The organism is Enterobacter sp. BIDMC 27 (genome assembly GCF_000534415.1).
GTDB classification, from domain to species: Bacteria; Pseudomonadota; Gammaproteobacteria; order Enterobacterales; family Enterobacteriaceae; genus Enterobacter; species Enterobacter hormaechei_C.
On the sequence record NZ_KI973178.1, the window covers coordinates 3,982,340 to 3,996,204 of the forward strand.

13 protein-coding genes are annotated in these 13,865 nt (G+C 55.5%); 8 read left to right on the plus strand and 5 right to left on the minus strand.

The window, feature by feature from the left end:
* Positions 1-55: 55 nt before the first annotated feature.
* The 3 genes from fruA to fruB are packed head-to-tail and all read right to left on the minus strand — an operon-like array spanning position 56 to position 3,826.
* Positions 56-1,741, minus strand: a complete 1,686-nt coding sequence (gene fruA, locus L463_RS04090) for a PTS fructose transporter subunit IIBC (protein ID WP_032103241.1) — start codon at positions 1,739-1,741, stop codon at positions 56-58.
* Between the two features lie 16 nt (positions 1,742-1,757).
* Positions 1,758-2,696, minus strand: a complete 939-nt coding sequence (fruK, locus tag L463_RS04085) for a 1-phosphofructokinase (RefSeq protein WP_006811313.1) — start codon at positions 2,694-2,696, stop codon at positions 1,758-1,760.
* Positions 2,696-3,826, minus strand: coding sequence for a fused PTS fructose transporter subunit IIA/HPr protein (gene fruB, locus L463_RS04080; protein ID WP_015572311.1), 1,131 nt, complete (start codon positions 3,824-3,826; stop codon positions 2,696-2,698). Before fruB ends, fruK begins: the two co-directional genes overlap by 1 nt.
* 75 nt (positions 3,827-3,901) lie before the next feature.
* Here fruB and L463_RS24365 point away from each other — a divergent pair, with 75 nt between their 5' ends.
* A complete protein-coding gene (locus L463_RS24365) occupies positions 3,902-4,081 on the plus strand; it encodes a hypothetical protein (protein WP_139152975.1) in 180 nt (59 codons plus the stop codon).
* Between the two features lie 103 nt (positions 4,082-4,184).
* Complete coding sequence (gene setB, locus L463_RS04075; protein WP_015572310.1) at positions 4,185-5,366, plus strand: sugar efflux transporter SetB; 1,182 nt, start codon at positions 4,185-4,187, stop codon at positions 5,364-5,366.
* Here the strand turns inward: setB and L463_RS04070 are convergent.
* Entirely contained in the window at positions 5,363-5,617 is a 255-nt protein-coding gene (locus L463_RS04070) for a YkgJ family cysteine cluster protein (protein WP_003859353.1), read from the minus strand. The two genes, setB and L463_RS04070, sit on opposite strands and share 4 nt — an antisense overlap.
* A 164-nt stretch (positions 5,618-5,781) precedes the next feature.
* On the opposite strand from L463_RS04070, the gene yeiP reads away from it, so the two are divergent.
* Positions 5,782-6,354, plus strand: a complete 573-nt coding sequence (gene yeiP / locus L463_RS04065; RefSeq protein WP_003859355.1) for an elongation factor P-like protein YeiP — start codon at positions 5,782-5,784, stop codon at positions 6,352-6,354.
* 116 nt (positions 6,355-6,470) lie between these two features.
* Here yeiP and uxuA read toward each other — a convergent pair whose 3' ends face one another.
* Positions 6,471-7,661 carry a mannonate dehydratase gene (uxuA, locus tag L463_RS04060; protein ID WP_032673260.1) on the minus strand — a complete coding sequence of 397 codons (1,191 nt, stop codon included), beginning with the start codon at positions 7,659-7,661 and terminating at the stop codon, positions 6,471-6,473.
* Between the two features lie 205 nt (positions 7,662-7,866).
* On the opposite strand from uxuA, the gene L463_RS04055 reads away from it, so the two are divergent.
* From L463_RS04055 to L463_RS04035, 5 genes are all read left to right on the plus strand, one after another.
* Positions 7,867-9,333: a mannitol dehydrogenase family protein gene (locus L463_RS04055; protein ID WP_015572307.1), complete on the plus strand. Its 1,467-nt coding sequence runs from the start codon at positions 7,867-7,869 to the stop codon at positions 9,331-9,333.
* 123 nt (positions 9,334-9,456) lie between these two features.
* Positions 9,457-10,443, plus strand: coding sequence for a CobW family GTP-binding protein (locus tag L463_RS04050; RefSeq protein ID WP_017383393.1), 987 nt, complete (start codon positions 9,457-9,459; stop codon positions 10,441-10,443).
* Positions 10,444-10,476: 33 nt separating this feature from the next.
* Positions 10,477-11,190 (plus strand): phosphatase PAP2 family protein, encoded by a 714-nt coding sequence (locus L463_RS04045; RefSeq protein WP_032103237.1) that lies wholly within the window; start codon positions 10,477-10,479, stop codon positions 11,188-11,190.
* 415 nt (positions 11,191-11,605) lie between these two features.
* Complete coding sequence (gene mepS, locus L463_RS04040) at positions 11,606-12,175, plus strand: bifunctional murein DD-endopeptidase/murein LD-carboxypeptidase (RefSeq protein WP_003859364.1); 570 nt, start codon at positions 11,606-11,608, stop codon at positions 12,173-12,175.
* Between the two features lie 127 nt (positions 12,176-12,302).
* The gene (locus L463_RS04035; RefSeq protein WP_015572303.1) at positions 12,303-13,856 is read left to right on the plus strand and encodes a cyclic di-GMP phosphodiesterase; all 1,554 of its coding nucleotides are present in this window, start codon (positions 12,303-12,305) and stop codon (positions 13,854-13,856) included.
* Positions 13,857-13,865 lie beyond the last annotated feature (9 nt).

The following is a 13,865-nucleotide window of genomic DNA, read 5'->3' on the forward strand; positions in this document are numbered from 1 at the left end:
GCACCCGGCTTTTTTTGTAGGTCGGGTAAGGCGAAGCCGCCACCCGACACCTCTTTTAGGCTGCTTTTGCGACCACTTCCGCTTCCGGGCGCTTCAGCACCGCGTAAGACAGGCCTGCCACCAGCGTACCGGCAACAATCGCCAGCAGATAACCCAGCACCGGCGTGATGGCGCCAGGGATGAGCAGGACGAACAGACCGCCGTGCGGCGCCATCAGTTTCGCACCTACCGCCATGGAGATAGCCCCCGTCACCGCACCACCCACGATACAGCACGGCAGAACACGCATTGGATCGCGTGCCGCAAACGGGATTGCGCCTTCGGTGATGAAGCACAGGCCCAGCACCAGCGCCGCTTTACCGCCTTCCTGCTGCGCTTTATCGAACTTACGGCGGGCAATAATCGTCGCCAGACCGAGCGCCAGCGGAGGCACCATACCGGCCGCCATGATCGCCGCCATCGGCGCGTAGGTCTGGGTACTCAGCAGGCCAACGCCAAACGCATATGCCGCTTTGTTCACCGGACCACCCATGTCGGTACACATCATACCGCCGAGGATTGCGCCCAGCAGCACCGCGTTCGCCGTCCCCATAGTTTGCAGCCAGTGGGTCAGACCTTCCAGAATGCCCGCGACCGGCTTACCAATCAGGTAAATCATCGCCAGACCGACCACCAGGCTGGAAATCAGCGGGATGATCAGGATAGGTTTCAGCGCCTCCATACTCTGCGGTAGCTTCAGCTTCGAGCTGATCAGCTTCGCCACATAACCGGCGAGGAAACCGGCAATGATACCGCCGATAAAGCCAGAACCGGTGCTCACGGCGAGCATACCGCCGATAAGACCCGGCGTCAGACCCGGACGGTCAGCAATGGAGAAGGCGATAAAGCCCGCCAGCACCGGCACCATCAGCGCAAACGCGGAGCCGCCGCCAATCTGCATCAACGCAGCCGCCAGCGTGCCCGGCTCTTTAAACGCCTCGATACCAAAGGCGAAGGAGAGCGCAATGCACAGGCCGCCCGCCACTACCATCGGCAGCATGTAAGACACGCCCGTTAACAGGTGACGATAGGCACCGGCAGACTCTTTCTTGCCTTCGGTCGGCGTTTTTGCCGCACCGGTTGCCTGATACGGTTTGGCTTCTGCCAGCGCCTTATCAAACTCCTGCGCGGTCTTCTTCAGCGCCAGGCCGGTAGAGGTACGGTACATCGGCTTGCCGGCAAACTTCGCCAGATCCACTTCGATATCCGCCGCCACAATCACCAGATCGGCTTCCGCCACCTCTTCCGGCGTGATGGCATTGCCCGCACCAACAGAGCCGCGGGTTTCAACCTTCACCCACCAGCCACGTTTTTTCGCTTCGGTTTCAATGGCTTCAGCCGCCATAAAGGTGTGCGCCACACCTGTCGGGCAGGCCGTTACCGCAACAATGCGTTTCGGCCCAGCGGCGGCAACCGGCGCCGCCTCAACAGGTGCGCTGTAAACCGTCGCATGACCTTTTGCTTCGCTCAGAAACAGTTCAGGGTGTGCCACCGCGCGATTAATATCACCCAGCCACACTTTTTTGCCGTTCAGGGCGCTGTCAGCGGGGATTTTGTCGCCCAGAACAATCGCCATTTCAGCATCACCCGGGTTATCAATGATATCCAGATGCGCTTTTTGTGCCGCCGCGCCCAGCAGGGTCTTCGCCATATAGGCACGAGCCTGTCCGAGACCGGAGTCAATGATCAGCAGCGTTTTCATTATTCCTCTCCTGCTGTTAGTTAAAAGGTTTTAAGTCAACGCGCGCCATCATCGCGGCTAACTGGGTACGATCGGTAATACCGACATTGCTCTGGCTCACGGCCAGGGCCGCAACGGCGGTAGCAAGACGTAAGGTATGTTCACTGGATTCGCGCATCAGCAGACCGTAGATCAGGCCGCCAACCATCGAATCCCCGGCACCCACGGTGCTGACCACCTCCATTGAAGGCGGTTTGGCAATCCATTCCCCGGAGGCGTTAACCCACAGGGCACCTTCTGCACCCAGCGAAATCACCACGTGAGCGATACCCTGCTCGCGCAGCGCATGGGCAGCGTCAATCACATCCTTTAATTCTGGCAGCTTACGGCCCGCCCAGATCTCCAGTTCGCGGCGGTTAGGTTTAACCAGCCATGGCGAGGCTTTCAGACCGGCGACCAGCGCGTCGCGGCTGCTGTCGAAAATAATGCACGGGCACTGGCTGCGCAGGCGCGTCATCCAGTCGGTGAACGCTTCCGGGCTGACGCCGGACGGCAGACTGCCGCTGACGCACACCATGTCAAACTGGCCCAGCCAGCTCAGGGAATCGGCAACAAAGCGCTCCCAGTCAGCCGGGGTCACTTCGAAGCCGGAGAAGTTCAGATCGGTCACTTCACCGTCTTTCTCGGTCAGCTTAACGTTGATGCGGGTACGGCCCTGCACAACCTGAAAACGGTTAGCGATGCCCAGTTCACTGAACAACTGCTGAAAACCATCCTGGTTGTCTTTACCGAGGAAGCCGCCTACGGTGACGTCGATGCCGAGATCTTTCAGCACCTTCGCCACGTTAATCCCTTTTCCTGCGGCATGCAGGCCGGTCGTCCGCACCAGGTTGACTTCGCCACGCTCAATTTCCGGGCAGAAACCCACCAGATCGTAAGCCGGGTTCAGCGTAATGGTCGCAACACGTCTGCTCATTATGCGCCCTCCCCCAGACCGGCCGCGATGGCGTCGCCAATCGCTTTCAGCGCCTGTTCAGCATCCGCACCCTGCGCGGTAAAGCGCAGACGATGGCCTTTCTTCACGCCCAGCGCGACAACTTTCATCAGGCTGCGCCCGTTGGCTGGTTTACCCGAACCGTCCAGATTGGTCACGGTGATCTCACTTTCAAATTGTTTAATGGTATTCACCAGCATGGTGCCCGGACGGGCATGCAGGCCGTGTTCGTTACGCACCACGTACTCTGCGCTCAGCAGGTCATCCGTCAGCGCATCGTCGCTGGTCAGCAGGGCCAGCACCGTCGCCGCGTCTGCGTTCAGCAGTTTTTCAGCTTTATTGTTCAGCAGCAGATCGCCCAGACGCTTCAGCACGGATACCGGCTGATCGTCCGCCATGGCGACCGTTACCAACATCGCGGCGCGTTCGCCGTCTGTCTCAAAGGCAACCGCAGCACGGCTGACCGCGATAGCGCTACGCAGGTTGCCTTCAGCACTGTCGTTCAGCCAGATGCCCTGACCCAGGTTTAATGGCTTATCATTGATGGCGCACGTCACAAAAGTGGTATCTGCCGCTCCCACTTCTTTCAGGCGGGCCGCGTTCAGCGCCTGGAGCGTCAGCAAATCGGACGCAACGACGTCCAGCGTCAGGGTTTCATTATCCAGCTTCAGCGCTTCGCTCTGTTTTTCGCCCATCAGCAGGGCACGCAGCTCTTCAGCAGTGGTGGCGGATTTAAGCTGTTCCGCGACGGCATCATCACTCAGCACGTGCGTCAGCTGACGCAGCAGGCCCAGGTGTTCGTCACCGCTGGCCGCGATGCCAATCGCCACGTAAGCCACCTGACCCTCGCCCCACAGCACGCCCTGCGGGAACTGGAAGACCTGTACGCCGGTTTTCAGCACCTGATCGCGGGTGTCCGTGGTGCCGTGCGGAATTGCAATACCGTTACCGAGGAAGGTGGAGGTCTGCTGTTCACGCGCCAGCATGCCGTTGACGTAGCCGTCAGCCACGTTGCCAGCCTGCACGAGTGCAGCGGCGACCTGGCGAATAGCCTCTTCTTTATTCCCGGCCTGTTCGCCCGGGTGAATATCCTGAACAGATAACTGGAACATGATTCTCCTCTCCTGCTGAAATTGAATCGTTTCAGCTTAACTGAGAAAATAAGCGCTAACCTGCTTCGTCAGGACATGCAAGATAGCGCTGAAACGTTTCAAGAAGTCTTGTCTTTTCTACAAAAGGTTGCAAGAAAAGTTACATTTCTTGTTGCAGAATTTAGAAGTGCAGCACATTTCTTCTTCAGTCGGGAGGTTTTTGCTGATGTTCAGCAAATAGGTTCAGCACGCTTCAGCGAAACGGCGATAAACTGAAATGCTATTTTGATTTATTGTGGCAATCTTGATTTTGCCCTCTGTTTATTTAATGACAGGCGGCGTAAACTCCGCCTCTCTCTGTTACTCGCAAAGACTGAACATGCATAACACCCCCGCTGCCGCCTCACCAAAGCCTTTTGATTTGACGTCAACGGCGTTTTTGATCGTTGCTTTTCTCACCGGTATTGCCGGTGCGTTACAAACGCCTACGCTGAGCCTGTTTCTGACCAACGAAGTCCACGCCCGCCCGGCGATGGTTGGCTTCTTCTTCACCGGGAGCGCCATCATCGGCATTTTCGTCAGCCAGTTTCTTGCCGGGCGTTCAGACCGCAAAGGCGATCGCAAAAGCCTGATCGTTTTTTGCTGCCTGCTCGGGGTGTTTGCCTGCCTGCTGTTTGCCTGGAACCGTAACTACTTCATTCTGCTGTTTGTGGGCGTATTCCTGAGCAGTTTCGGCTCGACCGCCAACCCGCAGATGTTCGCCCTTGCCCGTGAGCATGCCGACCGCACCGGGCGGGAAGCGGTGATGTTCAGCTCGATACTGCGCGCGCAGGTGTCGCTGGCGTGGGTGATTGGCCCCCCGCTCGCCTACGCGCTGGCGATGGGTTTTGGCTTTACGGTGATGTACCTCAGCGCAGCCGTGGCCTTCGTAGTATGCGGCGCAATGGTCTGGTTCTTCCTGCCCTCCATGCGCAAAGAGCCGAAAGTGGCGACCGGTACGCTGGAAGCTCCGCGACGTAACCGGCGCGACGCGCTGCTGTTATTCATTATCTGTACGCTGATGTGGGGCACCAACAGCCTCTATATCATTAATATGCCGCTGTTTATTATTGATGAGCTGCATCTGCCGGAGAAGCTGGCCGGGATCATGATGGGAACCGCCGCGGGGCTTGAGATCCCCACCATGCTGATTGCGGGCTATTACGCGAAGCGCTTCGGCAAGCGCTTTTTGATGCGCGTCGCCGCCGTAGCCGGGCTGCTGTTTTATGTCGGTATGCTGACGGTTCATACGCCAGCCCTGCTTCTTGCTTTACAGCTGCTGAACGCCATTTACATCGGTATCCTGGCCGGTATCGGCATGCTCTACTTCCAGGATCTGATGCCGGGTCAGGCAGGCTCTGCCACCACCCTTTATACTAATACCACCCGCGTGGGCTGGATTATTGCAGGCTCACTGGCGGGCGTTGTGGCTGAAATCTGGAACTATCATACGGTGTTCTGGATTGCGCTGGTGATGTGCGTCCTGACGCTGAGCTGCCTGACGCGAATCAAAGATGTCTAAGGCGCGGTGAGCGCTTCCAGCTCAAGCAGATAAGTGATGGCCTGCTGGCGCGTACTGCCGCACATTTCGGCGGTTGGCTGGAGCCCGGAGCACACCTTCGGGCGCAGGGGCGAGCCAAAGATCATGCACAGGTTAGTGTCAGAGAGCTGAACGCAGCGGGTATTGGCAGGCTTGCCCTCCGGCATGCCTGGAATGGGGCTTGAGATGGACGGTGCGGTACAGCACGCGCCACAGTCGGAACGACAATCCATACATGCTCTCTGTTGGTGGCAGATGCCCGCGCAGTCGGGCATTGCGCGCACAGTAACACCTTTTATGTATTGATAGCAAAACCCACGAATTCCGCTTGCCTGAAAGGCCGCGCGCGAGTAATTTGGCGCGATATTTTTTACCTCCCGTAAACAGGATTACTGCAATGCCAAGAGCGAACGAAATTAAGAAAGGTATGGTACTGAATTACAACGGCAAACTGCTGATTGTGAAAGATATCGACATTCAGGCACCCAGCGCCCGTGGCGCAGCAACGCTGTACAAAATGCGTTTCTCCGATGTCCGCACCGGCCTGAAAGTGGAAGAACGTTTTAAAGGCGACGATATCGTTGATACCGTGACCCTCACCCGTCGCTACGTTGATTTCTCCTACATCGACGGCAACGAATACGTGTTCATGGATAAAGAAGATTACACCCCGTATATCTTCACTAAAGATCAGATCGAAGAAGAGCTGCTGTTTATTCCAGAAGGTGGAATGCCGGACATGCAGGTGCTGACCTGGGATGGCGTGCTGCTGGCGCTGGAGCTGCCGCAGACCGTTGATCTGGAAATTGTTGAAACGGCGCCGGGCATCAAAGGCGCGTCTGCAAGTGCGCGTAACAAACCGGCTACCCTGACTACCGGTCTGGTCGTACAGGTGCCAGAGTACCTGTCAGCGGGCGAGAAAATCCGTATCCATATCGAAGAAAAACGCTATATGGGTCGTGCTGACTGATCCTGCTTTTCGCCCGGTGGCGCTACGCTTACCGGGCCTACAAAAAACCGGCTCTGATGCCGGTTTTTGTGTTTTTGTAGGCCGGGTAAGGCGCAGCCGCCACCCGGCAACAACCTTTACAGCAGTTCAGGATACTTCGTCATTTTCAGCGCCAGCTCGATACCGCGCACTTCCGCCATCCCTTTCAGACGGCCAATCGCCGAATACCCTGGATTCGTTTTCTTGCGCAGATCGTCCAGCATCTGGTGCCCGTGATCCGGACGGAACGGAATAGGACGCACATCCCCCGCCTGCTTACGACGAACCTCTTCAGAGAGAATGTCATCCACCACCGCAACCATGTTCACGTCGCCGCCAAGATGGGCTGCTTCGTGGAAGGTTTTCGGGTTCTCTTCACGGCAGGTTGCACGCAGGTGGGTGAAATGAATGCGATCGCCGAAGGTTTCGATCATCCGCACCAGATCGTTATCCGCCCGCACGCCATACGAGCCCGTACACATGGTAAAGCCGTTGTAGATGCTGTCCACCGTCTCTTTCAGCCACTGCATATCTTCAATCGTAGACACGATACGCGGCAGGCCGAGGATAGGGCGCGGTGGATCGTCAGGATGAACCGCCAGCCGCACGCCGACTTCTTCTGCCACCGGCACAATAGCGCGCAGGAAGTGCGCCATGTTTTCACGCAGCTGGTTTTTATCGATATCGCCATATTCCGCCAGGCGCGCGCGGAACTGATCGAGGGTATAACCCTCTTCCGCCCCCGGCAGGCCCGCGATGATATTGCGAACCAGCTTCTCAATGTCCGCTTCACTGGCGGCATTGAACCACGCCAGCGCCTGCTGTTGCTCTTCGGCAGTGTAGTCTGCTTCCGCCCCCGGACGCTTCAGAATGTGCAGTTCGAAAGCCGCAAAAGCGATTTGATCGAAACGCAGCGCCTTCGAACCATCGGCCATTTCATATTCCAGGTCGGTACGCGTCCAGTCCAGAATCGGCATAAAGTTGTAGCAGACGGTATCAATACCACAGGCTGCCAGGTTACGAATGCTCTGCTGATAATTCGCAATCCAGGTATCACACTCACCGGAGTGGGTTTTGATATCTTCGTGAACCGGAATACTTTCCACAACAGACCAGGTTAACCCCTTCTCTGCCAGCTGAGCCTGACGCTTTTGGATTTCCTCTACCGGCCACACCTGACCGTTCGGAATATGATGCAGCGCCGTGACTACACCCGTTGCGCCAGCCTGACGCACATCATCAAGAGAAACCGGATCGTTCGGCCCGTACCAACGCCAGGTTTGTTCCATTGCCCCACCCTCTCAAGTTGTTATACCAATATGTGTTACTTCAATGACGACTACCATACATGTTTAATCGAAGTGGTCAATACAGCACGCGGCATTGATTGATCAAACTCACATAACAGGGATATTTACGGCTTACCAATTTAATTTGTTGTCATATAACTTTACACTGGCATTGTTAATTAATGGTTAATCAGGTGTGTATTACATGAAGACTATTGCCTCCACCGCGCTTCCTGCTCATGTCCAGCAGCCCCGCTACGATCGCGAGCAGTTACACTCCCGCATCGTCCATTTCGGTTTTGGCGCGTTCCACCGGGCGCATCAGGCGTTGTTAACAAACCGGGTACTGAATGCCAAAGGAGGCGACTGGGGAATTTGTGAGATTAGCCTCTTTAGCGGCGATGTCCTTATGGGCCAGCTCCGGGCGCAGGATCATCTGTTTACCGTGCTGGAGAAAGGTGCCGAAGGCAATCAGCCCATTATTATCGGTGCGGTAAAAGAGTGCCTGAACGCCAAACTCGACTCGCTGGCAGCCATTATTGAGAAATTCTGCGAACCGCAGGTGGCAATTGTCTCCCTCACCATTACCGAAAAAGGCTACTGCATCGATCCGGCGACGGGAAAACTGGATATGCGGAATAGCCGCATCCTGCACGATCTCGAGCACCCGTCTGAGCCGCATTCCGCGCCGGGTATTCTGGTTGAAGCGCTTCATCGCCGCCGCGAGCGGGGCCTGCCGGCGTTTACCGTGCTCTCCTGCGACAATATTCCCGACAACGGCCACGTGGTGAAAAATGCCGTTCTCGGCATGGCCGGAAAGCGTTCCGCAGAGCTGGCCGCATGGATCGAGGCGCACGTGAGCTTCCCTGGCACCATGGTCGACCGAATCGTGCCCGCCGCCACCGACGCCTCACTCGCGGAAATCACCCAGGAACTTGGCGTTGAAGATCCCTGCGCCATCAGCTGTGAACCGTTCATTCAGTGGGTAGTGGAAGATAACTTTGTCGCCGGGCGTCCGGAGTGGGAGGTGGCAGGCGTACAGATGGTTGAGGATGTCCTGCCCTGGGAGCAGATGAAGCTGCGGATGCTGAACGGCAGTCACTCCTTCCTCGCGTATCTGGGCTACCTTGCCGGCTACGCGCACATAAATGAATGTATGCAGGACGACAGTTTCCGCGAGGCGGCCCGCAGGCTGATGCTGAATGAGCAGGCCCCTACGCTGCGCATCACCAACGTTGATCTGACAGCCTATGCTGACAGCCTGCTTGACCGCTTCGCCAACCCGGCCCTACAGCATCGTACATGGCAAATCGCCATGGACGGCAGCCAGAAGCTGCCTCAGCGCATGCTGGATGGGATCCGCGTGCATCTTGAGCGTAACACCGCCTGGCCATTACTGGCGCTGGGGGTGGCGGGCTGGATGCGCTACGTCAGCGGTACGGACGAACAGGGCAACGCCATTGACGTACGCGATCCGCTGAGCGACAAGTTTCAGGCCATTGTCGCTACCAGCAGCGACGCAGAACGCGTTAGCGCCCTGCTGACGCTAAATGAAATCTTTGGCGACGACCTGCCGCAAAACCCTGTCTTTGTCGAGGCAATCACCAGCGCGTACCAGCGCCTCGTCCGGCTCGGCGCGCGCCAGGCCGTTATCGAAACGTTAAAAATTTAGCGATTATTGCGTTTAAGGCGAACGGTTTTATGCTCCGTTCGCCCTCCCTCTTCTCAATGCCCGATTTTTTCGTCAGGATGATAGATAGTTGTTACTACATCACAATTATTTATCGGAGCGCACGTGACCAAAACCAACCTGATCACCGGTTTTCTCGGCAGCGGTAAAACTACGTCCATTCTGCATTTGCTGGCCAATAAAGACCCGGCGGAAAAGTGGGCCGTGCTGGTCAACGAATTTGGCGAAGTGGGGATCGACGGCGCGTTGCTCGCCGACAGCGGCGCGATGGTGAAAGAGATCCCGGGCGGGTGTATGTGCTGCGTGAATGGTCTGCCGATGCAGGTCGGGCTGAATACGCTGCTGCGTCAGGGCAAGCCGGACCGTCTGCTGATTGAGCCCACCGGGCTGGGGCATCCTAAGCAAATCCTTGATTTACTGACCGCCCCGGTATACGAGCCGTGGCTTGAGCTGCGTGCGACGCTTTGCCTGCTCGACCCCCGCCAGCTGCTGGATGAAAAAGCGATCAATAATGACAATTTCCGCGACCAGCTCGCCTCGGCAGATATTATCGTGGCGAATAAATCCGATCGCGCGACAGCTGAGAGTCAGGCCGCGTTCCAGTCCTGGTGGCAGCAGGCTGGCGGTGGACGTCAGTATGTGCAGACGACCCAGGGCAACATTGATGGCGCCCTGCTCGACCTTCCCCGCCTCAACCAGACGCAACTGCCTGCCAGCGCTGAGCATTCGCATAGCCACGGCGCGAAGCAAGGCCTGGCTGCACTGAGCCTGCCGGAGCATCAGCGCTGGCGTCGCAACCTGAACAGCGGCCAGGGGCATCAGGCCTGCGGGTGGATCTTCGATGCCGATACGGTTTTCGACACCATTGGTATACTGGAATGGGCGAGACTCGCGCCGGTTGAGCGGGTAAAAGGGATCATGCGCACTCCGGATGGTCTGGTGCGCATTAACCGTCAGGGCGAGGATTTCTTTATTGAAACCCAGAACGTCGCGCCACCCGACAGCCGGATAGAGTTAATTAGTGCGGTTAATACCGACTGGAATGCCCTCCAGTCAAGCCTGTTGAAGCTTCGTTTAAGTTTGGGCGGCTAACGTTGCCCCTGATTTCACACATTGCTGAAGACTATGACGACTCGACTTCCTGCTATTTTATTGCTCAACGCTGCCGGCCTGGCGATCTTTTTCTCCTGGTATATCCCGGCGGATCACGGTTTCTGGTTCCCGCTGGATTCCGGGCTGTTCCACTTCTTTAACCAGGCGCTGGCGAAGAGTGAAGCCTTCCTGTGGCTGGTGGCGATCACCAACAACCGCGCGTTTGACGGCTGTTCGCTGCTGGCAATGGGCTGTCTGATGCTCTCCTTCTGGCTGAAGGAAGACAAAACGGGTCGTCGCCGTATTCTGATTATCGGCCTGGTGATGCTGCTGACGGCCGTGATTATCAACCAGCTGGCGCAGCATCTGATGCCGGTTAAACGCGCCAGTCCTTCGCTCTTTTTCCCGAATATTAACCGCGTCAGCGAGCTGCTTCATATTCCAACCAAAGATGCCTCGAAGGACAGTTTCCCGGGCGACCACGGTATGATGCTGCTGATTTTTGCAGGCTTCATGCTGCGCTATTTTGGTAAAAAAGCCTTCACCATCGCCCTGGTTATTGTGGTGGTATTTGCATTCCCGCGGGTGATGATTGGCGCTCACTGGCTGACAGATATCGCCGTAGGCTCCCTCACGGCGGTGTTAATTGGTTTACCGTGGGTGCTGATGACCCCCCTGAGCGATCGCATAATAGACATTTTTGATCGCTATCTTCCTGGCAAATTTAAACAAGCTGGAAACAAATAAATAACGAAAATTAACACCATTCATCAGGGATCGTTTTCGATCCCTGCGTCACTTCTTTTCGGCGTCATTCAACGCTGTCATCATCCCGTCATACAATTCGTGATAAAAATGAAGCAATTGCAGGGATTACCGATATGAATGGCGGCATTTTGAGCAATTCCGCGCTGTAACTTTGTGTATCACATTTTCTTATAAAAAAACGGACTTTTTTGCTCGCAATACCCCGTGCAATCGGTTAACCTCGAACTCGTTTTGCCCCACTGAGATAATTATTATCATGGTGAATAATTTTGTGCGTTGAGCCACAGTTTTCACCATAAAGAATTGTCTCATTGTGAACAGATTATTAGTCTCGTCACGGTTGGCATTTTTATAACGATATTTTCGTTAAGGACTTCAAGGGAAAACAAACAAAATGGTCAAATCTCAACCAATCTTGAGATATATCTTGCGGGGGATCCCGGCGATTGCAGTGGCGGTTCTGCTTTCGGCATGTAGTACGACGAACACCGCGAAGAATATGCATCCTGAGACGCGTGTTGTGGGAATGGAAGATTCCTCTTCACTGCAAGCCTCTCAGGATGAATTTGAAAATATGGTACGTAATCTCGACGTTAAGTCGCGTATTATGGATCAGTATGCTGACTGGAAAGGCGTGCGTTACCGTCTGGGCGGCAGCACCAAGAAAGGCATCGATTGTTCCGCGTTCGTACAGCGTACGTTCCGTGAGCAGTTTGGGTTAGACCTTCCGCGTTCTACTTATGAACAGCAGGAAATGGGTAAATCCATTTCGCGCACTAAACTGCGCACGGGCGATTTAGTCCTGTTCAGAGCGGGTTCAACCGGTCGACACGTTGGCATCTATATCGGTAACGATCAGTTTGTCCATGCTTCCACCAGCAGTGGTGTGACGATTTCCAGCATGAACGAACCTTACTGGAAGAAGCGCTACAACGAAGCTCGCCGCGTTCTGAGCCGTAGTTAATATTGCTGTCGTATCGTTGGTTATCCCTTGGCTGGCGATACGATAAAAAAAGCACTGCTCCGGCAGTGTTTTTTTTTGCCCGTTACACTGATAACTATCCAGCGGCATTTCAGGAATCACGACATCTATGTTTACCCGCTACTTCTCCAGCAACCGCAAGATTCTGTTTCTCAGTTTCCTTACGGGGTTATTCACTGCCCTGCTCCTGGGAGCATTACAGTTTTACTGGAGTTACCACAAGCGAGACGTCAGATTCGATACCCTTATTACCGATTTAAGCGTCTACATGGAGAGCTATTTCGATGAGCTCAAAATGTCGATTGATACACTCCAGCCACTCACGCTAAACAGCTGCGAGGAAGTGAGTGCCGCCCTGACCTCCCGGGCGGCCTTTAGCATCAACGTGCGCGCCTTTTTGCTGGTCAGGGATAAAAACGCCTACTGCTCTTCCGCCACCGGCCCGATGAATGTCCCTCTGGAAGCGCTTATTCCTGAACTGCACATCAATAAACAGGTTGATATGGCGCTCCTGCCGGGCACCCCCATGATGCCGGACAAGCCCGCGATTGCCATCTGGTATCGCAACCCACTGGTGAAGGACGGCGGTGTATTTACCTCCGTTAATCTTAACCTGACTCCTTATCTCCTCTACACCTCAAGACAGGATGAGTTTGCCGGTATTTCCATCATTATTGGCGATTATGCGTTATCAACCCATTCCGGAACGCTGGTCCCTGCACGTGATTTGCCTGATATCCCGGTCCGTACCGCCACGCTGAAAAATGTGCCTCTGACCATCCATGTTTATGCGGAAGCCTGGACGACCGATGAAGTGCTGTACGCCCTGTTTTTCGGCCTGGTCTGCGGTATCGCGGCGGGCCTGTTGAATTTCTATATTCTTACTATCCGTCTTAATCCGGGGAAAGAGATCCTAACGGCCATCAAACGCGACCAGTTTTACGTGGTCTATCAACCCGTCGTGGATGCGCAGTCGCTCAAAATGACCGGGCTGGAAGTCCTGATGCGCTGGAAGCATCCGGTGATGGGAGAAATTCCACCGGATGCCTTTATTAATTTCGCTGAAGCGCAGAAGCTGATTGTCCCGCTGACGCTGCATCTTTTTGACCTGATTATCCGCGATGCCCCTGTCCTGCAAACGGTGCTCCCGCCTGGGGCCAAGTTTGGGATCAACATCGCGCCCGGGCATCTGCATGCGGAAAGCTTTAAAGAGGATATGCGCGCGTTTGCCGCCGCCCTTCCACCCGATCACTTCCAGATTGTGCTGGAAATAACCGAGCGCGATATGATCAACCACCGCGAGGCTAATCAGCTGTTCGAATGGCTGCACGAAGAAGGTTTTGAAATTGCCATCGATGATTTTGGCACCGGCCACAGCGCGCTGATCTATCTGGAACGCTTCACGATGGATTACCTGAAAATTGACCGTGGCTTCGTGAATGCCATCGGGACTGAAACCGTCACCTCGCCAGTGCTTGACGCGGTGCTGACGCTGGCAGAACGCCTGAATATGTTAACCGTTGCCGAGGGTGTTGAAACGCCGGAGCAGGCGGCGTGGCTGCGCGAGCATGGCGTGAACTATCTTCAGGGCTACTGGATCGGCCGCCCAATGCCGCTGGAGCAGTTCAGGACGTGGCAACCCGACATCACGCTCGGGGAATAATTTCACAAT

Coding starts and splice junctions, on each gene's coding strand:
- L463_RS04055 (WP_015572307.1), top strand. CDS start 7,867: ATGAAGACTATTGCCTCCACCGCGCTTCCTGCTCATGTCCAGCAGCCC.
- setB (WP_015572310.1), top strand. CDS start 4,185: ATGCATAACACCCCCGCTGCCGCCTCACCAAAGCCTTTTGATTTGACG.
- fruB (WP_015572311.1), bottom strand. CDS start 3,826: ATGTTCCAGTTATCTGTTCAGGATATTCACCCGGGCGAACAGGCCGGG.
- L463_RS04070 (WP_003859353.1), bottom strand. CDS start 5,617: ATGGATTGTCGTTCCGACTGTGGCGCGTGCTGTACCGCACCGTCCATC.
- uxuA (WP_032673260.1), bottom strand. CDS start 7,661: ATGGAACAAACCTGGCGTTGGTACGGGCCGAACGATCCGGTTTCTCTT.
- fruK (WP_006811313.1), bottom strand. CDS start 2,696: ATGAGCAGACGTGTTGCGACCATTACGCTGAACCCGGCTTACGATCTG.
- L463_RS24365 (WP_139152975.1), top strand. CDS start 3,902: ATGCAAGATAGCGCTGAAACGTTTCAAGAAGTCTTGTCTTTTCTACAA.
- yeiP (WP_003859355.1), top strand. CDS start 5,782: ATGCCAAGAGCGAACGAAATTAAGAAAGGTATGGTACTGAATTACAAC.
- L463_RS04045 (WP_032103237.1), top strand. CDS start 10,477: ATGACGACTCGACTTCCTGCTATTTTATTGCTCAACGCTGCCGGCCTG.
- L463_RS04035 (WP_015572303.1), top strand. CDS start 12,303: ATGTTTACCCGCTACTTCTCCAGCAACCGCAAGATTCTGTTTCTCAGT.
- fruA (WP_032103241.1), bottom strand. CDS start 1,741: ATGAAAACGCTGCTGATCATTGACTCCGGTCTCGGACAGGCTCGTGCC.
- mepS (WP_003859364.1), top strand. CDS start 11,606: ATGGTCAAATCTCAACCAATCTTGAGATATATCTTGCGGGGGATCCCG.